Raw genomic sequence first — 23,886 nt, 5'->3', positions numbered from 1 at the left:
ACACGCCCGCCGCCGATCCAACGGGACCGAGGGTCGAATCTTGCGATTCTGTCGATGAAGCTGAGCATTATGGGGCCTTGACGGGTCCTGAACAGTCCACGACTAGGAGCGCTCGCTGGTCGATTCGAGACGACAGTCCGAAGCCTCGATAGGCCCACGGCGCTGGCCTTTCGGAAGTCAAGACCACTCGTCCGCACACGGTACGGATGTAGGCGTCGTTAATCACGGCCTCCGCAGGCTCACTCGAACGAGGATCGATGCACGTAGCCGCGCCTTCCTTGCACGTCTTCCACCGAGTTATCTGCGCAGCAAGGGACGCCAGCTCGGGCCCTTGCGCGCGCTGGGTCCTGCTCATGCCGAAAAGGTTCTCTGCCTTCGTCTGAGGAGTGGCAAGAATGCTCTGACCGGTGCGCGCGTCGTAAGCTCCGATTTCGGGGTCATCCGGAGGCTTGGTGAAGAAGGCCCACCCCTGTGGCACCGTCATGGCGACGTGCTTCCGGATTGGATCGGACCCACTTGGATTGAGGACGTTACTCGGCCATCCCGCGTAGAGCGATAGCAAGAAGCTGGGGACCAACACTGCCAGCGAGGCTAGTAACCCCCATCGAGCCTGTGACTTCATCTCTTTTCGATCAAAGGGTGCGTGCGAGCGCTGCTGCAAAATTCTGCAGGTCGAACTGCTTAGCGCTCTCGTCAGGCATGTAGTAGACGGCATAGACGGGAACGGCAACCGCGCCGACGACCGCCGCGACAACGACCGCGACCGCACTCGCAACAAAGACCCAGACACCGACGACGCAGCGGCCCTTGCCGACTCCGGTCGGTTGTTCCGCCGCGAATAACTCGATGTCTGCCCGGAATTTGTCCAGCGCCGCTTCGGCGAGGTAAGGATCGCCCGATTGAACCGGCACCGTGACGTTGTCGTGGAACGCCGGATCCACTTCGTAGAGCTTGTTCAAAACAGCCTCATATGCCTCCATCGGCTGTTCCGGAGCCCTGACAGGCACGAGTGTGTCCGCAAGCTCGGGATAGCGGTCCGCTATCGGGCCCCGGCCGGCCAGAAACAGCATCACGATATCGAGGTCCCCATAAACCGGGCGTGCCGGCGAATCCTGTTCAGAGGATGCGACGTCTGCGGGATCGACGAACCCATCGTGCCCATCCAAGGGAGCAGCTGCGATCGATGACGTCGCGATCAGCACACCAACGGCTCCCCCGAGGGCTGCCCTCCCGAACCGGCTCGCCGTCAGATCTTCGATTCTCATGATTGATGCCTTTCGTTCAAATCTTAGATCTGCAATCTACAAGAAGAGGCGATTCGTGTAAACCCTCACAGATATGAACGCCCACGCAGCGAACTGCCCTCCCACCTGAAAGCCCGCTCCACGCCGCCCCCGTCCGGTGAACGCCGCGTGAAGTCTGGGCGAGCAGTCGCCTGCGCGCATTCCCGCGTGCCCGCGCGCGCGCCAGGATCGACGAGGTTGAACGCCCCCGTTCGGGGGCGGCCTGTCGAAAGGAACCTGATGGCACCCATCAGACGGACCGCCAGCCCGCGGGTCCTCGCCGCGAGCGCCGCCCTCGCCGGCGGCGCGCTGCTCGTCGGCGTCACCGCCGCGCCCTCCCTCGCCGACGACGGCCACGGAGGCGAGCGCGACGGCCGCACCGCAGTGAAGCATGTGCTCCTGCTCTCGGTGGACGGCCTCCACCAGGAGGACCTCGACTGGTACGTCCGCACCCACCCGGGTTCCGCGATGGCCGCCCTGGCCGCGCACGGCACGGACTACACCCGCGCCTCCACCCCGGTCCCGTCCGATTCGTTCCCCGGATTGGTCGCCCAGGTCACCGGCGGCAACCCCGGCACCACCGGCGTCTACTACGACGACACCTACAACCGCGCGCTGCTCCCGGCCGGCACGACGAACTGCGTCGGCGCGAAGCCGGGCGCGGAGGTCGCCTTCACGGAGGCCGCGGACAAAGACCAGACCAGCATCGACGCCGGCCAGGGGCTCTCCGGCCTGCCGGGCAGCATCCTCTCCCTGACGGGGACGCCGGCCACGCTGCTCGACCCGGCCCAGCTCCCCGTCGACCCGGCCACCTGCAAGCCGGTCTACCCGCACCAGTACATCAAGGTGAACACCGTGTTCGAGGTCGCCAAGCAGGCGGGCCTCCGCACCGCCTGGAGCGACAAGCACCCCGCCTACGAGATCCTCGACGGCCCGTCGGGCACGGGCGTCGACGACCTCTTCACGCCGGAGATCAACAGCAACGCCGCCGCGCCTTTCACGGGCGACTGGACCAAGGACAACCTGGCCACCCAGCAGTACGACGGCTACAAGGTGAAGGCAGTGCTCAACGAGATCGACGGCAAGGACCACTCCGGCACCACCGCCGAGCCGGTCCCCGCCATCTTCGGCATGAACTTCCAGACGGTCTCCACCGCGGAGAAGCTGCCGACCTCCGACGGGCTCGCCGGCGGCTACCTCGCCGACGGCTCGACCCCCGGGCCGCTGCTGAGCAAGGCGCTCGACTACGTCGACGCGTCGCTGGGAGCGTTCACGTCCGAGCTGGGCAAGACCCGGCACGCGGGCGACACGACGATCATCCTGTCGGCGAAGCACGGCCAGTCCCCGACCGACCCGGCCGCCCTCAAGCGCGTCGACGACGGGCCGATCATCGCGGGCCTGAACGCTGCGTGGAAGGCCGCCCACCCGGGCGCGACCGACCTCGTCGCCTTCTCGACGGACGACGACATCATGCAGCTCTGGCTGAACGACCACTCGCAGTCGGCCGCCGACTTCGCCAAGCAGTACCTGGCGACGCACACCGCGGCCGGCAACACGATCACCACGGCGCCGGTCACCGTGAACGCGTCGGGCCTCTCCACGATCTACGCGGGTGCGGGCGTCGCCACCTACTTCGGGACCGCGACGACCGACTCGCGTATCCCGGACGTGCTGGGTATCGCGCAGACCGGCGTCGTCTACACCGGCGGCACCTCGAAGATCGCCGAGCACGGCGGCGCGAGCGCCGACGACCGGAACGTCCCGATCCTGGTCTCGACCCCCGGCGCGAAGCACGCGCAGCGGATCGGCGCCCCGGTCGAGACGACGCAGATCGCCCCGACCATCCTGGGCCAGCTCGGGCTCGACCCGCACGCCCTGCAGGCGGTGAAGATCGAGGGGACGAAGGCCCTCCCGGCTTCGCAGCGCTCGAAGTAACGACCCTCCACGCCGGAGCCCACGAGGGGCCCGTCGTCCTCGCTCTCCGTCCGGAGAGGCGAGGCGGCGGGCCGTTCGGCATTCAGGGTTAAAGACCCAGTGCATGCAGATTCCAGGCTCATACGCCCGAGGCTAAACAACCCTGATGGTGAACGAAATTAAGGTGAAGCGGACGGTGAGTTCTCCCCCGGATGCCCGTGCAGACGGCCGCGATCCGCGGGAACGACGACATGGCCCCCTTAGCGTCCTGCGGTGGCGGCTTCATCGCCGAAGCAACATCGAGAAACAAGGAACCACATGTCGAGTACCAACGAAGCTCAGCGACCAGACGCAGGGCGTCGCCTCCCTCCCGACGCACCGTCGTCGCGGCGAGCGCCTGGAGCGTCCCCGCCGTCGTGGCGGCCACCGCATCACCGGCCTACGCCGCGTCCACCGACGGCCCGGTCACCATCCCGCCCTCACTGACCGGTGTCATCGGCGGCGGCTGGTCGATCGCCACCAACTTCGGCGCCAACGGCCTGCCGCTGGGCGCCCCCACCGCAGCACGGTCGACCGCGACCGTCGTCCCGATCGCTGTGTCGCCGCCCCGCGCCACGACGGTCACCCTGACCCTGAGCGGCGCAGGGTTCTCGTTCTTCACCGCCGCGACCAACGCCACGTTCACCGCAACCCAGTCCGTCACGGTCACCACCGCATCGAACGGGGTGGCGGCGGTCTACGTCGCGATCCCGCCGTACGGCAAGGGCGACACGGTGGCCACGATCACCGCCACCGGGAACGGCGGCAGCGCCGTCTCGACCCTGACGGCACGCACCGCCCATGTCTACGCCGTCGGCGGCCACACACCGGAAGGCCAGACCGGCAACGGCTCCAGCCGCAACGCAGTCGCGTGGCCGACTCCGATGGCGATCGACGAGCGCCTCTCGAGCGTCCACGCCAGTATCAGCTCGTACCTCTTCGTCACCGAGAGCGGGAGGCTCCGCACGGGCGGCTACAACCCGTTCGCGGAGGTCGGGACGGGCGGCAACGAAGTCTCGGTGCTGAACCCCATCGAACCGCTCAAGAAGGACGGCACCGCGTTCACGGACGCCGTCCGCGGGATCGTCGACACCTGCGGCTCCGAGCAGGGACTGTTCGTGGTGGAGGACTCCGCCGGCGACTGGTGGGCGGTGGGCGAGCAGGTCTCCAACTACCTCGCGATCCCCGGCGACGCCACCGGCTCGCGTTCCCTGACCCAGTGGGAGAAGATCGGCGGCAACCTCCCCGCCAAACCTGCGACGCTCAGCCCCAACCGGTTCGGCGACACCCTCGTCTGGAGCCTCGAGGACGGCACGGTCTGGTTCACCGGATCCAGCGCGAGCTTCCGGAACTACTCCAACGGACTGCCGAGGACGGCCGTCCGCGGTGCGATGGAGCAGCTGATGATGCCCGATGGCACGCCGGTCGCCGGCGTGAAGAGCGTGAAGCAGAGCGAGGACAACTCGGTCATGATGCTCACGACCGACGGGCGTCTCCTGTTCTCGGGCACGCAGGCCACCTCCATCTCGCCCGCCGACTATGCGAACAACGGCAACGTGCAGGAGATCGCGGGTCCGCCCGGGACCATCGAGGAGATCTGGGCGCTGCACCCGCTCGACTCGACCGGCGGCGCGTACTTCGCCAAGACCTCGGACAACTCCCTCTGGGCGATCGGGAGCAACGGCGCCGGGCGCGGCTACCTCGGCATCGGCACGACCACGCCGAGCAAGACCTGGGCGAAGGTCCTCGTCGACGACGTCAAGGAGATGGCCTGCGGTGCGCATCACCTGCTCGTGCTCGACAACTCGGGCGACGTCTGGTTCGCGGGCCTGATCGACGAGAACAACGCCGGCCTGGGCACCGGCCTCCCCGTGCACAACCCGACGCCGATGAAGGTCACCTCGCTGCCGCCGAACGCGAGGACCATCGCCGCGACCTGGTACGACGTCCCGTACGTCGCCTACTGAAAACAGGCAGAAAGCCGGCCGGCGCCGTTCCTCGGCGTCGGCCGGCTTCGTTCCGTCCGGGAGGCCGCTACCGGTCGAGCGGGCGCCAGACGACGACCTGGTTGCTGCGGCGGACACGGGTGCCGGCACGCAAGGAGACGACGTCGCCCTCCGAGCCGGCGGCGAACACCCGCCGGCCGGGCCGGTTGAGCAGCTCGTCGGCGAGCGCCGTCTCCAGCTCGCGCACCCGGCCGCTCAGCGCGGCGACATGGTCCTCCAGCTCCAGGATGCGGCGGATGCCCTCCAGGCTGACGCCCTCCGACCCCAGCCGCGCGATCTCCTGCAGCTTCGCGACATCGCGCATCGAGTAGCGGCGCGACTTGCCGGCCGTCCGGCCCGGGCTCACGAGCCCGAGGCGGTCGTACTGCCGGAGCGTCTGCGGGTGCATCCCCGCCAGCTCCGCTGCGATGGAGATCACGAAGACCTGGGTGTTCTCGTCCATGAGCGGACTCAGCTCCTCGCCTTCGCCAGGATGTCGTCGCGCGGATTCTCGTCGGGCAGCGTGGCGGCGAAGGCTTCCAGCGCCTCCTTGGCGTCGGCGGACAGGTGCGACGGCACCGCGATCTGCACGACCGCCAGGAGGTCGCCCGTGCCTTTCACGGTCTGGACGCCGCGGCCCTTCACCCGCAGCACGCGGCCGCTCGGGGTCCCGGGGGCGACGCGCAGCTTGACGGGGTCGCCGCCGAGCGTCGGCACCTCGATGGTCGCGCCGAGCGCGGCCTCGGCGAAGGTGACCGGCACCGTTACGCGGAGGTTGAGGCCGTCGCGCTCGAACACGGGGTGCTTGCGCACGGTCACGGTGAGGACGATGTCGCCCGCCTCGCCGCCGTCCGGGCTGGGCTGACCCTTGCCGCGCAGCTTGATCTTCTGGCCGTCGGCGACGCCCGCGGGGATCTTGACCTTGAACGGCTTGCCGTCGCCGGCCTGCAGGCTGATGGTCTCGCCCTTGGTGGCGGTGACGAAGTCGATGGTGGTGTGCGCGGTCACGTCGTTGCCGCGGGTCGGGCCGCCGTAGCCGCGGAAGCCTCCGCTGGTGGTGCCGAACCGGCCGTTGCCGAACAGGCCGCCGAACACGTCGTCGAAGCCGCCCTGCCCGCCTTGCTGGAATGTGTAGCGCTGGCCGCCCTGGCCGCCGCCGAACATCCCGCCGAAAACGTCGTCGAACCCGCCCTGGCCGGCCGAACCCGGTGCGGTGAAGCGCGCGCCGGAGCCCATCGCCCGGATCTGGTCGTACTCCTTGCGCTGCTCGGGGTCGGCGAGCACCGAGTGGGCCTCGCTGATCTCCTTGAACTTGGCCTCCGCGGCGGGGTCGCCCGGGTTGGAGTCCGGGTGGTACTTGCGGGCGAGCTTGCGGTACGTCTTCTTGAGGTCCGCCTCGCTGACGTCCTTGGAGACGCCTAAGACCTTGTAGAAGTCCTTGTCGAACCAGTCCTGGCTTGCCACGGCGCCTCCTCTCCTGCCTGTGCTGTCGTGATCTGTCTCGAAGTCTGCATGTGTCGTGGCGCCAGGAGCGGCGGGACACGCATCCCGCCGCTCCTGGCGCTCATCCTCCCGGTCAGGCCGGGGTGGCGACGACCACCTTGGCGACCCGGACCACGGTGGAGCCCAGCCGGTAGCCGGTCTCCACCACCTCGGCGACCGTGTCGGCCGTCACGCCCGGGGTGGGCTGCTGGAAGATCGCCTCGTGGACCTGCGGGTCGAAGGGCTCCCCCTTCTCGCCGTACGGGGTGAGGCCGAGCCGCTCGACCGCGGTGCGCAGCTTGGCCGCGATGGTCGCGAACGCGCTGCCCTCCGTCAGGTCGCCGTGCTTGTCGGCGCGCTCCACGTCATCGAGCACCGGGATGAGACCCTTGACGGCGTCCCCGATCGCGCGCTCGCGCTCGATCTCCCGGTTGGCCTCGGTGCGCTTGCGGTAGTTCGCGTACTCCGCGGTCACCCGCTGGAGGTCGGCGAGCCGCTCCGCCGCGAGCTGGTCGGACGTGGTCTGGCCGGAGAGGATGTCGAGGTCGTCGTCAGACAGGACGCTCTCCTCCTCGCCCGGACCGACGTCCACCAGCTCCTCGTGCGCGAGGTCGTGCTCTTCGCCCTGGGGCTCGCGAACCTTGCCGGTCTCGGGGTCGATCCTCCGCTTGTCGCGGATGATCGGCTGATCGCGCTCCGGCTCCTCCGAGCCGGCTGCGTCCTCCCCGTTCGGGTCGCGGTTCTGGTCGGCCATGGTTACTTCTTCTCCTCGTCCTCGACGACCTCGGCGTCGATGACGTCCTCATCGTCGGAGGTGGAGCCCTCGCCCTGAGCGCCCGCCTCGCCCGCGTCGCCGGCCGGAGCCTCGGACGCCTGCGCGGCCGAGTAGATCGCCTGGCCGAGCTTCTGCTGGCTCTCGTTGAGCTTGTCGTACGCGGTCTTCACGGCCTCGTCGTCGTCGCCGGCGAGCGCGGTCTTCAGCGCGTCGATGTCGCCCTGGACCTCGTTCTTGACGTCCTCGGGGAGCTTGTCCTCGTTGTCCTTGATGAGCTTCTCGTTCGAGTAGACGAGCTGCTCGGCCTGGTTGCGGGTCTCGGCGGACTCGCGGCGCTTCTTGTCCTCCGCCGCGTGCTCCTCGGCCTCGCGCACCATGCGCTCGATGTCGTCCTTCGGCAGGCTGGACCCGCCGGTGATCGTCATCGACTGCTCCTTGCCGGTGCCCTTGTCCTTGGCGGACACGTGCACGATGCCGTTGGCGTCGATGTCGAAGGTGACCTCGATCTGCGGGATGCCGCGGGGGGCCGGCGCGATGCCGGTCAGCTCGAAGGTGCCGAGCGGCTTGTTGTCGCGGGTGAACTCGCGCTCGCCCTGGAAGACCTGGATCGCGACGGACGGCTGGTTGTCGTCGGCCGTGGTGAAGGTCTCGCTGCGCTTGGTCGGGATGGCCGTGTTGCGCTCGATGAGCTTGGTCATGATCCCGCCCTTGGTCTCGATGCCCAGGGACAGCGGGGTGACGTCGATCAGGAGGACGTCCTTGCGCTCGCCCTTGAGGACACCGGCCTGCAGGGCGGCGCCGACGGCGACCACCTCGTCCGGGTTCACGCCCTTGTTCGGCTCCTTGCCGCCGGTCTCCTGCTTCACGAGCTCGCTCACGGCGGGCATGCGGGTGGAGCCGCCGACGAGCACGACGTGCGCGATGTCGGACACCTTGATGCCGGCCTCGCGGATGACGTCCTGGAACGGCTTCTTGGTGCGGTCGAGGAGGTCGCTGGTCATCTGCTCGAACTGGGCGCGGGTGAGCGTCTCGTCGAGGTTGGCCGGGCCGTTCTCGGTCAGCGACAGGTAGGGGAGCTGGATGCTGGTGCTCATCGAGGAGCTGAGCTCCTTCTTGGCCTGCTCGGCGGCCTCCTTGAGGCGCTGCAGCGCGATCTTGTCCTTGGAGACGTCGACGCCGGTGGAGTCCTTGAAGCGCTTGATCAGCCAGTCGACGACGCGCTGGTCCCAGTCGTCGCCGCCGAGGCGGTTGTCGCCGGCGGTCGCACGGACCTGGATGGTCGAGAAGTCGTCGTCCTTGCCCACCTCGAGGAGGGAGACGTCGAAGGTTCCGCCACCGAGGTCGAAGACGAGGATGAGCTCGTCCTCCTTGCCCTTGTCGAGGCCGTACGCGAGGGCCGCAGCGGTGGGCTCGTTGATGATGCGGAGCACGTTGAGGCCCGCGATCTCGCCGGCCTCCTTGGTGGCCTGGCGCTCGGCGTCGTTGAAGTAGGCCGGGACGGTGATCACGGCGTCGGTGACGGTGTCGCCGAGGTACTGCTCGGCGTCGCGCTTCAGCTTCTGCAGGATGCGGGCCGAGATCTCCTGGGCGGTGTACTTCTTGCCGTCGATCTCCTGGGTCCAGTCGGTGCCCATGTGGCGCTTGACGGACGAGATGGTGCGGTCGACGTTGGTGACCGCCTGGCGCTTCGCGGTCTCGCCGACGAGCACTTCGCCGTCCTTGGTGAACGCGACGACGGACGGGGTGGTGCGGAAGCCCTCCGCGTTGGCGATGACCGTGGGCTCGCCGCCCTCGAGCACTGAGACGACGGAGTTGGTGGTTCCGAGGTCGATTCCTACTGCACGTGACATGTGTGCTTTCTCTCCTTTGTTGCGGGCGTGGTAGCCGGTGTAAGTCTGTGGGGTCAAGAGTTGAGCCTCGACGGCTCAAGCCTGACATCCCGAAGGCGAGGGTGTCAAGCCGTCCAGCTCAAACTTGAGTACATTTGACTCAACTTTGAGACGAGCCGGTCTATTCCGACAGCCGATTCACACCGCTTGCACAACCCGCGTCGATAACGTCGGAGACATGGATTCGGACCCTGCACCGCTGCTCTCGACCCGGGCCATCGAGGCTCTGCAGAGCATCGACCCGGCGACGTTGAGCGAGGTGCAGGCGTTCCGCGAAGACTTCGCGCGGTTCATCATGCCGTACAAGTTCGGCATCGACGAGATCTCCACCAAGGTCTCCATCCTGCGCGAGGAGTTCGCCGAGCTGCAGGACTACAACCCGATCGAGCACATCTCCAGCCGGCTCAAATCGGCCGAGAGCCTCGAGCAGAAAGTCATCCGCAAAAACTGCGAGCCATCGTTCGACGCCATCCGCGAGGCCATCACCGACATCGCCGGCGTGCGCATCGTCTGCTCCTTCGTCTCCGACGTCTATCGCGTGTTCGAGCTGCTGACCGCCCAGGAGGACGTGCGCGTGCTGCGGGTCAAGGACTACATCGCGCACCCGAAGCCCAACGGCTACAAGAGCCTCCACGTGATCGTCGAGGTGCCGGTGTTCCTCAGCGGCGGGCCGGTCGCGGTGCCGGTGGAGATCCAGCTCCGCACGGTGGCGATGGACTTCTGGGCCAGCCTCGAGCACAAGATCTACTACAAGTACGACGGCGAGGTGCCGGAGCCGCTGCTGCGCGACCTCACCGCTGCGGCGGGAACGGCGGGGCAGCTCGACATCACGATGGAGGACATCCACCGGCAGGTGCGCGGGGACGGCGGGGCCGCGCAGTACACGCTGCCGGTGTCGGTGTAGCCCTTCAGGGAAAGTGCGAGGATGACTGGGTGACCGAGAGCACCCCACCGTCCGAGACCGAGTCCGCGGCCACGGCCACGGACGCCGAGTTCCCGCGCCGCCGCTCGCGCGCGTTGGTGCTCATCCTGGTCATCGCGGTTGTGGTGGCGCTCGTGGACCAACTCACCAAGCTCTGGGCGACCTCCACTCTGCAGGAGGGCGTCTACCGCTCGCTGATCGGCAACCTGCTGGGCATCCAGCTCGTCTACAACTCGGGTGCGGCGTTCTCCTTCCTGGTCGACCAGACCTGGGTGTTCACGATCATCGCCGCGCTGGCCGTCGTCGCGCTCCTCTACTTCTCGCGGCGGGTCGGCGCGCGCTCCTGGGCGGTCGCCTTCGGACTCCTGCTCGGCGGCGCGGTCACCCACCTCGGCGACCGGTTGTTCCGCGCGCCGTCGTTCGGCCAGGGGCACGTGGTCGACTTCATCGCCTACGCGAACTGGTTCATCGGGAACGTCGCGGACATCGCGATCTTCTGCGGCGCCGTGCTGGCGCTCGTGCTCGCCGTCGCCGGGGTGCCGCTGCGCGGCGGCCCACGGCACACGCACGCCCACGCCAACGCCTCCGCGGAGCCTCCCGCCTCCGCCGACTGACGCCGCGCAGCCATCGCTTCCTCACTTTCTCGCGCCCGTTGCCGGTGTGTCGCGGGAGGAAGTGAGGAAGAGATGGCTGCGGTCAGCGGGTGGGGGTGGCGGTGGCGAGCCAGTCGTCGAAGGTCTGCGTTCCGAGCTGGGCCTCGGGGCCGGGCAGGAGGGTGCCGTCGCGCAGCGCTCGGCCCCAGCGTCCGGGCAGCGGGACCGCGAACACGCGGCCCGGCGTCGCGGTCGCGGCGAGGTAGCGGCGGACGAGCGTCGGCATGTCCTCCGCACGCGGACCGCCGAGGTCGCGGCTCAGCCCGCCCGGTTCGCCGGTCGCCAGCTCGGCGAGGCGCGCGCCGACCTCCGCCGCCGCCACCGGCTGCGACCGCACCGCCGGGACCAGCTTGACGCGGCCGCGCGAGCGCGCCGCGAGCTGTTGCGCGAATTCGTGGAACTGCGTCGCCCGCAGCAGGCTCCAGCCGCCGCCGCTCGTCATCACGATCCGCTCCTGCGCGGCCTTGCCCGCGTAATAGGCGTACGGGGCCGCCGCCGCGCCGACGATCGAGAGCGCGACGTGGTGCGGCACTCCCGCAGCCCGCTCGGCGGTGAGCAGCGCCGCCGTGACCGCCTCGAAGAAGTTTGTGGAGGCCGCGCCGCCCATCGTCGTCACCGAGGTCACATCCACCACCGCCGCGCAGCCGTCGAGTGTGCGGGCGAGCCGGTGCGCCTCGCCGGTGTCGCGCGCCGCCGCGAGGAGGTCGACGCCCTCCGAGCGGCTCAGCACCACCGTCTCGTGGCCGGCCTTCTTCAGCGCCTCGACCGTGCGAGCGCCCACCACGCCGGTGCCGCCGGCGACCGCGATCCTCATCGTGTCCATACCGACAGCATCCGCACGAACGGGCGTCCCGACAACCTCCATCCGGGCGGACGACGCCGCGACGTACGATCGGGCCATGACATTCACCGGGTTCGACGAGGACGCGATCGCGTTCTACCGCGAGCTGACGCTGCACAACGACAAGGCCTTCTGGCTCGCCAACCGTGAGCGCTACGAGCAGCGGGTCGCGGCACCGATGCACGCTCTCGCGGAGGTCCTCGAACCGGCCTTCGGCGACGGCCGGCTGTTCCGTCCCTACCGGGACGTGCGGTTCTCACCGGACAAGTCGCCGTACAAGCTTCACGCCGCACTCACGTTCGCGCGCGGCGGGTACGTGCAGGTCTCCGCGGAGGGTCTCGCAGGCGGAGCGGGCGTGTACCAGCTCGACAAGGAGCAACTCGACCGCTACCGCCGCGCCGTGGACGCGCCGCGCACCGGCGGCGAGCTGGAGACTGCACTCGCCGCGCTGCGGGCCTCGGGGATCGCCATCGAGATACCCGAGCAGCTCAAGACCTCCCCGCGCGGCTACCCGGGCGACCATCCGCGCGCCGAACTGCTGCGGTACAAGGGGATCATCACCTGGGCCGACTGGGGCGTCCCCGACTGGTTCGCCACTCCGGAGGCCGCCGACCGGATCGCGGGATTCCTTCGCGACAGCGAACCGGTGACGGCGTGGTTCCGGGCCCACGTGACGGGCACGGGCGACTGACCTCGCGCGCGTTCACCGTCGGTTCCCCGCCACGCCCTACGCTGTCCCCATGACGACCGAACGACCGGCGGGCGGCGACGGCGACGCCCTCGCGACCGCGGCGGGCCCGATCTTCGCCGAGAGCTCCACCGAGCGCCGCATCCCGCGCGGCTGGGTGGCGTCGTGGGCGTTGTGGGACGCCGGCGGCGCGGCCTTCAACGCGGTGATCACCACGTTCGTCTTCACCGTCTACCTGACCTCCAGCTACTTCATCTCCCCCGGGCTGGTCTCGGCGCAAGACGCGGAGAAGGACGCCTCCGGCCCGGCGCACCACGCGGTGACCGGTGCGATCGCCGGCCTCTCCAGCGGGCTGGCGTGGGGCATCGGGATCGCCGGGATCGTCGTCGCCGTCCTCGCGCCCGTGCTCGGCCGGAGGACGGACGGGTCCGGCCGACGGAAGCTGTGGCTGGGGATCAACACCGGGGTCGTTGTGGTCATCACCGCGCTGATGTTCTTCGTGGTCGGCGAACCGTCGTTCTTCCTGTTCGGCGTCGTGCTCGTCGCGGTCGGCACGGTGTTCTACGAGATCGCGACCGTCAACTACAACGCGATGCTGGTGCAGGTCTCCACCCCGAAGACGGTCGGCCGGGTGAGCGGGCTCGGCTGGGCCAGCGGCTACTTCGGCGGCATCCTGCTGCTCGTCATCGTGCTCGTGCTGCTGGCCTCCCCGAACGGCGACGGCACAGGAGGCATCCTCCACGTCTCGACGGACCAGGGGCTCAACTACCGGCTCGTCGCACTGGTCGCCGCGATCTGGACCCTCGCGCTGTCCATCCCGGTGCTGCTGAAGGTGCCGGAGGCCCCGGCCAACCGGCGGCTGCCGCGGGTCGGGTTCTTCGCGTCGTACGGGCTGCTGTTCCGCGACCTCGGGGTGCTGTGGCGGGAGAGCAGGAACACGGTGATGTTCCTCATCTCGTCGGCCCTGTTCCGGGACGGGCTGGTGGGCGTGTTCACCTTCGGCGGCATCCTCGCCAAGGGGACGTTCGGGTTCAGCCAGTCGGGGGTGATCGTGTTCGCGATCGCGGCGAACGTCGTCGCGGGGCTGAGCACGGTGCTGTCGGGGCGGTTCGACGACCGGTTCGGCGCGAAGCCGGTGATCGTCACGGCGCTGGTGGGGCTGGTGATCGCGGGTCTGGCGGTGTTCTTCCTGCACGACGCCGGGGCGATCGCGTTCTGGGTGTTCGGGCTGGTCCTGTGCCTGTTCGTCGGACCGGCGCAGTCGGCGAGCCGGACCTTCCTGGCCCGGGTGACGCCGGCCGGACGCGAGGGCGAAGTGTTCGGGCTGTACGCGACGTGCGGGCGCGCGGTGTCGTTCGTCGCGCCGCTGCTGTTCGCACTGTTCGTCTCGGTCGGTGGCGCGCAGTACTGGGGGATTCTCGGGATCGTACTCGTGCTGCTGGTGGGGCTGGTGCTTCTGGTGCCGGTGCGGTCGCCGCGGTAGCTTCCGCGCGGCGTCGGCAACGGAGGAGATCCGGTGCGACGCGCCGGTCCGCGGCAGCGAACGGAGGAGATCGGCGCGGCGTGACGCGGGATGTCCTCCGTTGGCGATGGAGGACGGCGGTCAGCGGGGCCACGCCTGGACGAAGCGGGCGAACAGTTCGGCGAAGGTGCGGGCCTCCTCTGGAGTGAAGGAGGCCAGGGCGGTCTCGACGGCGGAGCGGCGGTGGTCCTGCACCTCGCCGAGCTGGGAACGTCCGGCGCTGGTGAGCTGGATGAGCGCCCGCCGCGCGTCGGACGGATCCGGGACGCGCCGCACGAGCCCGCGCTCGACGCCCTCCTGAACGAGCCGGCTCGCGCGCGGCTGATCGACGCCGATGGCGGTGGCGAGGGAGCTGACCGAGAGCTGCCGGCCCTCAGCGTCTGCCGCGGCGAGCGCTTCGAGCATGCGGATGCGGGCGAACCGGCCGAGCGAGCCGTCGCGGCCGCGTCGGCCGGGGCCTGGCCGGGCGGAGTCGCCGAACGGGCCAGGGAAGCCGGGCCAGGGGCCGCGCGCGGACCAGGTGTGCGGGTCGAAGCCGTGGGGCGCGGCGTGGGAGCGGCCGTGGTGGTCGTGGGCGGCTGTGCCGTCTCGTGCGTCGGTGTCGTCGCTGCCGGTCGGGGCGGAGTCCCGGCCGTTGTCGGCGCTGGCGTCGGCGCGTCCGTCATGCATGCCGTCACCACCACGGCCGTGGTCGGCGTGACCGTGGCCGGGGTAGGCGCCGTGGTCCCACGGCCCCGTCGGCCGGCGGCGCGACTGGTCGCGGCGGACGGCGACCAGTGAACGCTCGATGAGTGCGACCACGTCCGCTTCGGGCGAACGGTCCTGCTCTTGACGATCCTCAGCCATGCATGTAACTATACATTCACTTGTAATGGTACATAGAAAAACGAAGGGAGTCTTCCGATGACGACCATCGACGACTCGAACACCCACGATTCATCCGACACCCCGCCGTCCTTCTGGTTCGGCGAGATCAGCGCCCGCCTCCGCGCCCGGACGCGCGACGAGCTCCACGAGCTCGACCTCGGCCGCCGGGGCTGGCGCGTGCTCCACACCCTCGCGGACGGCCCGGCAACCGCCGATGAGCTGTACGCTTCCCTGCCGCACCGCGGACGTCGCGGCGGCCGCCCGATCGGCGGTCGTGCCACCGCCGCCGCCGAACGGCCGGCTGAGGCGGCCGCGCACCCGGATGGCGTCCCCTCCGGCGAGCAGACCCACGCAGCAACCGCGTCGCGGAGTGGCGCGGCCACCCCGACTGGATGCGGCGCGAGTGGGAGCGCCGCCAGGAGATGTACCGCGCGTGGATGGAGCACGACAGCGCGCGCGCTCAGAGTGCAGCGCACGACCACGGCGAGCACGACCACGTCGACGACCACCACGAGCACGACCAGCACTCCCACCACCCTCATCCCCACCACGGCGCCGAGCAGGCATTCGAGCGCGGCTTCGAGCGTGGCTTCCTCCGCGGCGTCGAGCGCGGAACCCCGTTCGGTCACGCCGGGCACGGCTTCGGCCCCGGCGGGTTCGGGTACGGCGGGTTCGGTCGCGGACGCTACGGTCGCGGCTTCGGCCCCGGACGGTTCGGCCCGGAGGCCTTCGGCCACGAGCACTTCGGTCACGGCCGGCCCCCGTTCGCCGGCCGGCACGGCTTCGAGGGGCGCTGCCGCGGCAGCGTGGACCGCATCCTCGCGGACTTCGTCGAGCGCGGCTGGGTCTGGTTCGACGGCGATCGCGCGACGTTGACCGACGAGGGACGCGCGGCGCACGACGCCGCCTCCGAGCGGGTCGACTCGGTGCGCGCCACGGTGGCCGAGGGGATCGACCCCGCCGATCTGGCCACCACCCTGGCGACCCTCGAGGCGATGGCCCGCAACCTCGGCTGGACGCCCTCCGCAGCCCAGCCAGACGATGCCGCCGAGGGCAACAACGCCGACGATACCGACACCGGCACTGCGGCCGACTGACCGCCCCGCCCACCCGCCGCCGAGGGGCGCGACCGCGAGGCCGCGCCCCTCGGTCGTCCCGCCTCCCGCGCCTAGGATGGACGCATGACGTCACCGCGCGAAGAGGTCGTCCTGCTCGGGGAGGACGGCACCCCGATCGGGACCGCGGACAAAGCGACCGTCCACACCACGGGCACGCCCTTCCACCTCGCCTTCTCCTGCCATCTCTTCGACGGCGAGGGCCGCATCCTCGTCACCCGGCGCGCACTGAGCAAGGCGACGTGGCCTGGCGTCTGGACCAACTCGTTCTGCGGCCATCCCGCGCCCGGCGAGTCGATGGAGGACGCGGTCGCGCGCCGCGCAGCGGACGAGCTCGGCACATCCGTCGACAACCTCGTTCCGGTGATCCCCGACTTCCGGTACCGCGCCACGGATGCGGCCGGCATCGTCGAGTACGAACTCTGCCCCGTGTACACGGCCACGATCGCCGGCGACCTGAACCCGTCCCCCGCCGAAGTCGCCGAGTGGGAGTGGGTCGACCCGCGCTCGCTGCTGGCCGCTGTGGAGGCCACGCCGTGGGCGTTCAGCCCGTGGCTGACCCTTCAGCTCCCCGCGCTCTACGCCGACGATGCACCCGAAGCTTCAGGTCAGCTGTGAGTCTGACTCACTATTTTCCACCTGTGTAATCGACTGTGGATAACTGACGGAGCGTATGCCGCGAACCGAATCCATTCGGCGACGGAACAGTTCGCCGAGGTAGAAGTTGCAGGACCGCACATCCACTGCCTCGGGCGGATCAGCCCGTGCGTCGCGCGTCGATATGCTGCTCGAGCCACCACGTCCGGCCCTCGTCGTTCGAGACCCAGCCGTCCCACTCGAACGACTCGCCGGTGATCTTCGAGAAGTTCCACCGGATCGGCCGCCCGTCGGTCTGGGTGCCGTCCTGCCGGATGCCGTCCCGGCGATGCGGCGTCGCCACCAGCGTGCAGAAGTCGCCGGCCGCCGCACCGAACCAGCTCACCCGCCACGCGCCGAGCGTCGAGGTCGTAGACGCGCACGGTCGAGCCGTGGGCGGCGAGCTCGTCCGGGCGCGACGGATCGGGCGCCACCAGCACGTCCTGCACCGCCCGGCCGCCGAGCGTGTACGCGAACACCCACTCCTCGACCCGATCCGTCCACCCGCCGGAGGCCTCGTCCAGGAAGCGGACATCGGCCCGCCAGCTCCCGACGAGCTGCCCGAAGAGGTGCATCCGCTGCGGACGCTCCGGCGTCGGCTCGGCCGCGATCAGGGCTCGCGCGAAAAGGGAATCGGTCGACTCGCTCATGGGCAGCCCTCTCGGGTCGGGGGGATCTAGCTGGAGGGACGTCCTGCTTCGGTCGCTGACACGTCGGTCCGGTGGAAGTTGAGATACGAACGCGAGGCCGTCGGGCCGCGCTGGCCCTGGTACCGGGAGCTGTACTCCGCCGACCCGTACGGCTTCTCGGCCGCGGACGACAGCCGGAAGAAGCACATCTGGCCGATCTTCATCCCGGGCCAGAGCTTGATCGGGAGCGTCGCGACGTTGCTCAGCTCCAGGGTCACGTGCCCGGAGAAGCCAGGGTCGATGAAGCCCGCCGTGGAGTGGGTGAGGAGGCCGAGCCGCCCGAGCGAGCTCTTGCCCTCCAGCCGCGCCGCGACGTCGTCGGGCAGGCTCACCAGCTCGAACGTCGACCCGAGCACGAACTCGCCCGGGTGCAGGATGAACGCCTGATCGGGGTCCACCTCGACGAACCGGGTCAGCTCCGGCTGGTCGACCGCGGGGTCGATGAACGGGTACTTGTGGTTGTCGAACAGGCGGAAGAAGCGGTCGAGCCGGACGTCGATGCTCGAGGGCTGGACCATCGCCGGCTCGTACGGCTCCAGCGCGATCCGCCCGGCACCCAGTTCGGCCTTGATGTCACGATCGGAGAGAAGCACGCGCCCAGCCTATCGGGTGCACCGGTACCGGCATCGGCGGTTACGCCGGAGGTCACGCGTCGGTTACGGCGTCCCGAAATGATTAGAGGATCGGACTGTAGAAACCGTCGACGAACGCGGGTTCCGAATGAACCAAGTCGAGCAAGCTTGTTGAGTATCCGGTGTCACCTTCGATCTGGTCGACCAGGCCGGCGAGGAGTGTCAGCGCCGCGGCCGGAGTCCGGGGAGAGAGAAATTGCCTCTTCACTTGGAGCGCGATGGAGGGGAGCGCGACGTATCCATCGAATCGTCGATTCCACAGCCTGCCGTGATGGGCGGCAATGTTTCTCAGGAAGGTGATGTTCTGAATAGCCTGGAGGAGCTTCCGCTCGTCCTCTAGTTGTAATGATTTGGTGACCGGCTCAAGGACAACCTTGTCGCGAAGCGCCCGCAGGAATCGAGAGAATGTGCCAATCGAAACCACCTCGATAGCAGCCCAAAACGGAATAGGGTCGCCCTTATTGATGTGGTGCCTGATGAAGATCTCGTGGCGCCCCTGAATCTTGTTGAAAGTAGCCAGAACCTTGTCGCGGTTCTCGACCTCGGCCTGCCACCGATCGTGCGCCTTTTCATCGGATAGAGGCGGCTCCGGCCCGATCGGCAGATAGAGCGCCTTATCGAGATATCCATCTCCACCACCTACGACCTTCGCGACGTGGAACGCGACTCGGCTGCGTAGCGTCGGTTCGACCACACCGACTCCATCGAGGACGAGATTGCGGATGGAGCGATCGAGGTCGTAGATGTCCATGAGCTGCGCTGCGGTCGCCCCAGCGACGTACTTGTCTGCATCGGTTTCGTAGAAGCAGCGCGCGTACCCGCTCACACGGTAGTAATTGCTCGAGTACAGGAACATGGCGAACGTGCTTGTCTTCACGCCGCCTAGATCGAGCCCGCGATCCACATGCTTTTGCACTTGGGCGCTCAAGTCAATCCAGTTCTTCAAAGTTTCCCCCAGAAACGAAGGACCCACCCGGCTGCGCCGAGTGGGTCCGAATGTTGAGTACATCATATGTCAGCCAGGGCACGCCACGCAACTCGTCACGCGGACCGCGCAATTCGAAACATCCGGCCAGAACCGCAGCTCGCCCTCCAGGAACGGGAACGCCTGGTCCACGAGGCCCGCGAGCTGTGTCATTCTCTATTGCAGAAACTCTTTTGCAGAATCTTTTCTGCGATTACACTGCTCGTATGACCGACGAGCCGAACCCGTTCCCGGACCTCGACCCCGCCCGGGATGTGCTGCTCAGCCCCTCCGCCATGCGCGGGCTGGTCAACCCGTTGCGCCTGCGGCTGCTCGACCTCCTCCAGGCAGATGGGCCCTCCACCGCGACCGAGCTCGGCCGGCGCGTGGGCCAGTCCACCGGCGTCACCAGCTACCACCTCCGCGTGCTCGCCCAGCACGGCTTCATCGAGGAGGACGCCGAGCGCGGCAACGACCGGGACCGCTGGTGGCGCGCGGTGCACCGGTCGACCTCCTTCTCGTTCCGGGTGCCCGGCGACGCCGCGACCGAGGCGACCGTCGACCAGGCGGTGCAGTTCGTGCGGCTCAACGCCGAGGAGTCGCACCGGCGCGTGCTGGCGTGGGTGGACACGCTGTCCAGCCAGGTGGACGAGTTGCCCGAGTTGCCCTGGACGGTCAGCGACTGGCCGCTCACGCTGACCGTCGAGCAGGCGCGGGAGGTCACGGCGGCCGTGCGCGAGCTCGTGACGCGGTTCCGGCGCGAACCGGGGGCGGACGCCGGCGACGGGGTCCGGGTGCACGCGCAGTTCCAGCTCTTCCCGGAGCCATGACCGACATCGCGCCCCGCCGCGCTCCGCTCCTCGGGCTGATCGGCGCCTACCTGGTATCGGGCGCCGGCACGGCGCTGTCGGCCATCGCCATCCCGTGGCTCGTGCTGGTCACGACCGGCAGCGCCGTCGCCACCGGCCTGGTCGGGTTCGCAGAGATGGCCCCGTACGTGCTGCTGCAGGCGACGGCCGGCCCGCTGGTCGACCGGGTCGGGTTGCGCCGCACCTTCCTGATCGGCAACCTCGTCGCCGCGGCGGCGGTGTTCGCGGTCTTCCTGCTCGGCGCGCTGCGCGACCTCCCGCTCGGCGCACTCGTAGCGCTGGTCGCGGTGGCCGGGGCGGTGCGCGGTGCGGCGGACGCGGCCTCCACCCCGATGATCCCGCCGCTCGCCCGACTGGCCCGCTGGAGCGACGAGCGCGCGGTCGGGCTGTACTCGGGAGCGAACCGGGCGTCGCTGCTGGTCGGGATGCCGCTCGCGGGCGTGCTGGTCGCGCTGGTCGGGCCGGCGGTCACGATCCTGATCGACAGTCTGACCTTCCTCTGCGCCGTCGTGGTCGTGGCGGCGACAGTGCCCCGGGTCCAGGCGGACGCGGGGGCCCCTTCCGCCGCGCGCAGGCTCGGCGTGCGCGCCTACCTGGCCGAGCTGCGGGAGGGGCTGCGCTTCCTCCGCGCCGACCGGCTCCTGCTCAGCCTCCTGGCCCTCATCGTGCTCACGAACCTGCTCGACCAGGCCATGAGCGCGGTGTTCCTCCCGGTCTGGGCGCACGACCGGGTGCACGACGCCGTCGCGTTCGGTGTGGTCGGCGGCGCCTCCGGGCTCGGGATGCTGGTCGGCGTGCTGCTCACCGCGTGGCTGGGCCGGCGGCTCCCGCGCTGGTTCACCTTCGCCTGCTGCACCCTCCTGGCGTCGGCGCCCCCGTTCTTCGCGGTCGCGGGCTGGACCTCCGTCGTCGCCGTCGCGGCGGTGTTCTTCGTGTGCGGCGTCTTCGGCGGCGTCCCGAACCCGATCATCGGGGCGGTGCAGTACGAGCGGGTGCCCGCGCTGCTGCAGACCCGCGTGCTCGGGGCGATGAAGGCGAGCGCGTACCTGGGCGTCCCGTTCGGGTCGCTGCTCGGCGGCCTCCTCGCGCAGGGCGTCGGTCTCACCTGGGCGTGCGTGGTCTCGGGCGCCGTGATGCTGGTGGCGACGATCGCGCCCCTGGTGTTCCCGGTGTGGCGCGGGCTGGATCGGCAGGACGCCTCACCCGGGTCGCCGGGGCTCGGACCCGAGCCGGCGTGAGGGCCTTTCCGTCGCGCGGGCCTCGGCGGCCGGTGACGGCTCTCAGTACCCCGCAGGCCAGGTGAACGGCTTCGGCGCGGAGGCCGTCGTCCCCTTCTTCGCGACGACGACGTCGATGTCCTCGTGCGAGGTGAGCGCGATCGTGCGCGGGTCCCCGGTGTACGCCGTGCCGTTCACGAAGACGGTGACGGTCTGGCCGTCGGCACCGTCCCGGTAGGTCCCGACCTGACCGGTCCCGAGCTTCTGGCCCCACTCGTCGAACACCTGTCCCAGCGTGAACGTCCGCACCTCCGCCGACTCGACGTGGATGATGCCGGACTCGTCGTGCGTGTGGATCGGCGAGATCCGCTGCTGCGCCTCGTCGATGCCGATGCCGGCGGGAACGGCGACGGACGCGCCGTCCACCGTGACGCTGAGGTGCTGGTGGATGTGCAGTGCCGTCCCCTCGGCGGACAGCATCTGCAGGCCCGCGGCGCGAACCGCCCCCTCCACGTCGGCGGGTGCGGTCCACACTCCCGCGCTCGCGGAGGCGGTGGAGGACGTGGAGGTGCTTCCGCCGGCGCCGGATGCCGGCGTCGACGACGGGCCGTTCAGCACGACCCCGGCGATGACGCCGGCCACGGCGAGCACCGCGACCGCGGCGCCGCCTCCGATCAGGAACCCGCGGCGGCGGGCCCGGCGCTGCTCCTGCAGCCGCAACTCGGCCGCGTGTTTCTGGGCCTCGAGCCGGCGGTCGCGCTTGGGGGTGTCGTTCACACTCACAGTCAATCAAGCCGCTGCTGTGCGTCCGCCTCCGACACGGTGCGAAAAGCCTCCGGATCCTCAGGTTCAGGACCCGGCCGTCGCCGACGGCGTCAGTCTTCGCCGATGTCCTCGTTCCAGAGCTCCGGGTTCTGCGCGATGAACGCCCCCATCGTCTCGATCAGGCCAGGGTCGTTGACGACCGTGACGTCGACTCCGTGCCCGGCCAGCCAGTCCTGGCCGCCGACGAAGCTGCGGTCGTCGCCGACGACGACGCGGCCGATGCCGAACTGCTTCACCAGGCCCGAGCAGTACCAGCACGGCGAGAGCGTGGTCACCATGACGGTGTCGCGGTAGCTGCGCTGGCGTCCCGCGTTGCGGAAGGCGTTCGTCTCGGCGTGCATGGAGGCGTCGCCGTCCTGCACCCGCCGGTTGTGGCCGCTACCCAGCAGCCTCCCGTCGCCGTCGAACACGGCGGCGCCGATCGGGATGCCGCCGTCGGCCGCGCCGCGCCTGGCCTCCTCGGCGGCCACGGCCAGCTTCTCCGCGTCGGTCGGATAGACGCGGTCCTCGTCGCCGCTCACGCGACCTCGTCCGCCGCGTCCACGCCGACGATCACCGTCGGCTCGGTGGCCAGCGGCGCGCCGAGCCGCACCCGGAACGCGCGGAACAGCACACCGTAGAGGGCGGCGGCGAGCAGGAACCCGACGAGCGGGGTCAGATCGCCGATGGGGAGCGCCTTCGCGACCGGGCCGGTGTAGAAGGGCTGGTTCGAGAACAGCAGGATGGACACCGCACCCGCGACCACCAGCGCGATCCAGCCCGCCGGGTTGCGGTACTTCGCGTGGCTCGTCACCAGGCTCGCGATCTCCGTCCCGCGGCGCAGGAGCCGGTCGGTCAGCACGACGCCGAGCCAGGGCGCGATCCAGTACGCGATGACCAGGAGGAAGTTCTCGTACTTCGCTCCCGCGTCGGGCAGAGCGCTCCACGCGATGAAGAAGCCGATGACGCCGAAGCCGAGGGCGACGATCGCACGGCGCCAGGCGAACGGGATGCGGATGCCGGCGGCGAGGAAGGACATCGCGCCGGAGTAGATGTTCAGCGCGTTCGCCGCGATGGCGCCGACGGCGATCGCGAGCAGCGTGAGGTCGCGGATGACCACCGGCATGCTGGCCGTGAACGAGGCGGTCGGGTCGTCCGGGTTGAAGCCCGCGATCGTGGCCGCGGCGGCGCCTGCGGCCATGAGCACCACGCAGCTGACGAAGTTGCCGAGGCCCGCCGCCCAGCCGATGACCTTCCGGCTGGCGTCCGCCGGGAGGTAGCGGCTGTAGTCGGACGCGTACGGGTTCCAGCCTGCGGCGTAACCGAAGGCGGCCGCCGCCGTGAGCGTCCAGCCCGCGAAGCTGAACCCGCCGCCCTTGACCGGGGCGCCGAGGTTCGCGTGCAGGAAGACGGTGATGGTCGCGACGAGGAAGATCGCACCGAGGATGTAGGTGGCGTAGCGCTCGAACAGCTGCACCAGATCGTGGCCGATGAACGCCACGACGACCTCGACGACGACCACGATCAGCAGCGACACCACGGCCGGCATCCCCGTGAGCGTGGTCAGGGCGAACGCGCCGCTGACCGAGTTGACCGCGAACCAGCCGAGGCCGGCCATGACCGTGTTCAGCGCCGACGGGAGGATGTTCCCCCGGCTGCCGAACGCCGTGCGGCCGATGACCATCTGGGCGAGACCCTCCCGCGGGCCCCACGTCGACAGGATCCCCTGCGTCAGCGCACCGAACGCGGTGCCGAACACCAGCGCCGTCATCGCCTGCCAGAAGCCGAGCCCGAAGAATGCGACCGCGATCACGCCGACGAAGATCGTCGCGAACTCGAGGTTCGGCGCGGTCCACGTGGCGAAGAGCTGCCACGGCGAGCCGTGTCGGCGCTCCGGCGGGATGGCCTCGATGCCACCGCTCTCGATGGTGGTCGCGCTGGCGCGACGGGTGTCTGCGGGCAGTGTGCCGACCGGCGGCGTTCTCGTCATGCGTGCGAGCATACGAAATCCGTTGCGCTCCAGCACCGGAGTCGGGCGCCCGCGCGGCAAATGTCACATGATGTTTACACGAGACAAGTACCGGCGGCCGGTCCGGGTGC

General features: G+C 69.6%; 25 protein-coding genes. 10 read left to right on the top strand and 15 right to left on the bottom strand.

The genetic code is table 11. The features are described from left to right. Positions 1 to 67 precede the first annotated feature (67 nt). Complete coding sequence (locus tag ACRAWC_RS13755) at positions 68 to 622, bottom strand: SdpA family antimicrobial peptide system protein (protein ID WP_431348231.1); 555 nt, start codon at positions 620 to 622, stop codon at positions 68 to 70. Positions 623 to 632: 10 nt separating this feature from the next. After that, positions 633 to 1,265 carry a hypothetical protein gene (locus tag ACRAWC_RS13750; protein ID WP_431348230.1) on the bottom strand — a complete coding sequence of 211 codons (633 nt, stop codon included), beginning with the start codon at positions 1,263 to 1,265 and terminating at the stop codon, positions 633 to 635. Positions 1,266 to 1,523: 258 nt separating this feature from the next. Here ACRAWC_RS13750 and ACRAWC_RS13745 point away from each other — a divergent pair, with 258 nt between their 5' ends. Both ACRAWC_RS13745 and ACRAWC_RS13740 read left to right on the top strand, forming a co-directional pair. Beyond that, entirely contained in the window at positions 1,524 to 3,218 is a 1,695-nt protein-coding gene (locus ACRAWC_RS13745; protein ID WP_431348229.1) for an alkaline phosphatase family protein, read from the top strand. A gap of 395 nt (positions 3,219 to 3,613) precedes the next feature. Then, positions 3,614 to 5,203 carry a hypothetical protein gene (locus tag ACRAWC_RS13740; protein WP_431348228.1) on the top strand — a complete coding sequence of 530 codons (1,590 nt, stop codon included), beginning with the start codon at positions 3,614 to 3,616 and terminating at the stop codon, positions 5,201 to 5,203. Positions 5,204 to 5,270: 67 nt separating this feature from the next. On the opposite strand, the gene ACRAWC_RS13735 is transcribed toward ACRAWC_RS13740, so the two are convergent. The 4 genes from ACRAWC_RS13735 to dnaK all read right to left on the bottom strand — a co-directional run bounded on the left by ACRAWC_RS13735 (position 5,271) and on the right by dnaK (position 9,328). Further along, on the bottom strand, positions 5,271 to 5,684 hold the full coding sequence (locus tag ACRAWC_RS13735) for a heat shock protein transcriptional repressor HspR (RefSeq protein WP_431348227.1): 414 nt from the start codon (positions 5,682 to 5,684) through the stop codon (positions 5,271 to 5,273). Positions 5,685 to 5,692: 8 nt separating this feature from the next. Beyond that, positions 5,693 to 6,685: a DnaJ C-terminal domain-containing protein gene (locus ACRAWC_RS13730; RefSeq protein WP_431348226.1), complete on the bottom strand. Its 993-nt coding sequence runs from the start codon at positions 6,683 to 6,685 to the stop codon at positions 5,693 to 5,695. Positions 6,686 to 6,797: 112 nt separating this feature from the next. Next, complete coding sequence (locus ACRAWC_RS13725; protein WP_431348225.1) at positions 6,798 to 7,457, bottom strand: nucleotide exchange factor GrpE; 660 nt, start codon at positions 7,455 to 7,457, stop codon at positions 6,798 to 6,800. 2 nt (positions 7,458 to 7,459) lie between these two features. Next, on the bottom strand, positions 7,460 to 9,328 hold the full coding sequence (dnaK, locus tag ACRAWC_RS13720; protein WP_431348224.1) for a molecular chaperone DnaK: 1,869 nt from the start codon (positions 9,326 to 9,328) through the stop codon (positions 7,460 to 7,462). Between the two features lie 217 nt (positions 9,329 to 9,545). Between dnaK and ACRAWC_RS13715 the strand changes: the two genes are divergently transcribed. Both ACRAWC_RS13715 and ACRAWC_RS13710 read left to right on the top strand, forming a co-directional pair. Further along, a complete protein-coding gene (locus ACRAWC_RS13715) occupies positions 9,546 to 10,271 on the top strand; it encodes a GTP pyrophosphokinase (protein ID WP_431348223.1) in 726 nt (241 codons plus the stop codon). 29 nt (positions 10,272 to 10,300) lie between these two features. Then, entirely contained in the window at positions 10,301 to 10,903 is a 603-nt protein-coding gene (locus tag ACRAWC_RS13710) for a signal peptidase II (RefSeq protein ID WP_431348222.1), read from the top strand. An 82-nt stretch (positions 10,904 to 10,985) separates the two neighbouring features. On the opposite strand, the gene ACRAWC_RS13705 is transcribed toward ACRAWC_RS13710, so the two are convergent. Then, a complete protein-coding gene (locus ACRAWC_RS13705; RefSeq protein WP_431348221.1) occupies positions 10,986 to 11,765 on the bottom strand; it encodes an SDR family oxidoreductase in 780 nt (259 codons plus the stop codon). A gap of 76 nt (positions 11,766 to 11,841) precedes the next feature. On the opposite strand from ACRAWC_RS13705, the gene ACRAWC_RS13700 reads away from it, so the two are divergent. Continuing rightward, positions 11,842 to 12,474, top strand: a complete 633-nt coding sequence (locus tag ACRAWC_RS13700) for a DUF2461 domain-containing protein (protein ID WP_431348220.1) — start codon at positions 11,842 to 11,844, stop codon at positions 12,472 to 12,474. 49 nt (positions 12,475 to 12,523) lie between these two features. Beyond that, positions 12,524 to 13,954: an MFS transporter gene (locus ACRAWC_RS13695; RefSeq protein ID WP_431348219.1), complete on the top strand. Its 1,431-nt coding sequence runs from the start codon at positions 12,524 to 12,526 to the stop codon at positions 13,952 to 13,954. Positions 13,955 to 14,074: 120 nt separating this feature from the next. On the opposite strand, the gene ACRAWC_RS13690 is transcribed toward ACRAWC_RS13695, so the two are convergent. Further along, the gene (locus ACRAWC_RS13690) at positions 14,075 to 14,839 is read right to left on the bottom strand and encodes a MarR family winged helix-turn-helix transcriptional regulator (RefSeq protein WP_431348218.1); all 765 of its coding nucleotides are present in this window, start codon (positions 14,837 to 14,839) and stop codon (positions 14,075 to 14,077) included. Positions 14,840 to 14,929: 90 nt separating this feature from the next. Beyond that, a complete protein-coding gene (locus ACRAWC_RS13685) occupies positions 14,930 to 15,211 on the bottom strand; it encodes a hypothetical protein (RefSeq protein ID WP_431348217.1) in 282 nt (93 codons plus the stop codon). Between the two features lie 41 nt (positions 15,212 to 15,252). On the opposite strand from ACRAWC_RS13685, the gene ACRAWC_RS13680 reads away from it, so the two are divergent. Further along, positions 15,253 to 15,957 (top strand): hypothetical protein, encoded by a 705-nt coding sequence (locus ACRAWC_RS13680; protein WP_431348216.1) that lies wholly within the window; start codon positions 15,253 to 15,255, stop codon positions 15,955 to 15,957. A gap of 84 nt (positions 15,958 to 16,041) precedes the next feature. Next, the gene (gene idi / locus ACRAWC_RS13675; protein WP_431348215.1) at positions 16,042 to 16,593 is read left to right on the top strand and encodes an isopentenyl-diphosphate Delta-isomerase; all 552 of its coding nucleotides are present in this window, start codon (positions 16,042 to 16,044) and stop codon (positions 16,591 to 16,593) included. 139 nt (positions 16,594 to 16,732) lie between these two features. Here idi and ACRAWC_RS13670 read toward each other — a convergent pair whose 3' ends face one another. From ACRAWC_RS13670 to ACRAWC_RS13660, 3 genes are all read right to left on the bottom strand, one after another. Beyond that, positions 16,733 to 16,957 (bottom strand): hypothetical protein, encoded by a 225-nt coding sequence (locus tag ACRAWC_RS13670; protein ID WP_431348214.1) that lies wholly within the window; start codon positions 16,955 to 16,957, stop codon positions 16,733 to 16,735. A gap of 330 nt (positions 16,958 to 17,287) precedes the next feature. After that, complete coding sequence (gene dcd / locus ACRAWC_RS13665; protein ID WP_185275885.1) at positions 17,288 to 17,893, bottom strand: dCTP deaminase; 606 nt, start codon at positions 17,891 to 17,893, stop codon at positions 17,288 to 17,290. An 82-nt stretch (positions 17,894 to 17,975) separates the two neighbouring features. Beyond that, positions 17,976 to 18,860, bottom strand: a complete 885-nt coding sequence (locus tag ACRAWC_RS13660) for an Abi family protein (RefSeq protein ID WP_431348213.1) — start codon at positions 18,858 to 18,860, stop codon at positions 17,976 to 17,978. Between the two features lie 263 nt (positions 18,861 to 19,123). Here ACRAWC_RS13660 and ACRAWC_RS13655 point away from each other — a divergent pair, with 263 nt between their 5' ends. Both ACRAWC_RS13655 and ACRAWC_RS13650 read left to right on the top strand, forming a co-directional pair. Then, positions 19,124 to 19,726: a helix-turn-helix domain-containing protein gene (locus ACRAWC_RS13655; RefSeq protein ID WP_431348212.1), complete on the top strand. Its 603-nt coding sequence runs from the start codon at positions 19,124 to 19,126 to the stop codon at positions 19,724 to 19,726. Continuing rightward, positions 19,723 to 21,003, top strand: a complete 1,281-nt coding sequence (locus ACRAWC_RS13650; RefSeq protein ID WP_431348211.1) for an MFS transporter — start codon at positions 19,723 to 19,725, stop codon at positions 21,001 to 21,003. The genes ACRAWC_RS13655 and ACRAWC_RS13650 overlap by 4 nt, the downstream gene beginning before the upstream one ends. Positions 21,004 to 21,045: 42 nt before the next feature. Here ACRAWC_RS13650 and ACRAWC_RS13645 read toward each other — a convergent pair whose 3' ends face one another. The 3 genes from ACRAWC_RS13645 to ACRAWC_RS13635 form a co-directional block, all read right to left on the bottom strand. Further along, positions 21,046 to 21,759, bottom strand: a complete 714-nt coding sequence (locus ACRAWC_RS13645; protein WP_431348210.1) for a hypothetical protein — start codon at positions 21,757 to 21,759, stop codon at positions 21,046 to 21,048. Positions 21,760 to 21,857: 98 nt separating this feature from the next. Next, positions 21,858 to 22,328, bottom strand: coding sequence for a nucleoside deaminase (locus ACRAWC_RS13640; protein WP_431348209.1), 471 nt, complete (start codon positions 22,326 to 22,328; stop codon positions 21,858 to 21,860). Continuing rightward, positions 22,325 to 23,776 carry a purine-cytosine permease family protein gene (locus ACRAWC_RS13635; RefSeq protein ID WP_431348208.1) on the bottom strand — a complete coding sequence of 484 codons (1,452 nt, stop codon included), beginning with the start codon at positions 23,774 to 23,776 and terminating at the stop codon, positions 22,325 to 22,327. Before ACRAWC_RS13635 ends, ACRAWC_RS13640 begins: the two co-directional genes overlap by 4 nt. Positions 23,777 to 23,886: the final 110 nt, after the last annotated feature.

This window comes from Leifsonia sp. L25 (genome assembly GCF_050632895.1).
Note: the sequence above shows the minus strand (reverse complement) of the source record. Positions and strands in the feature narration are given on the sequence as shown.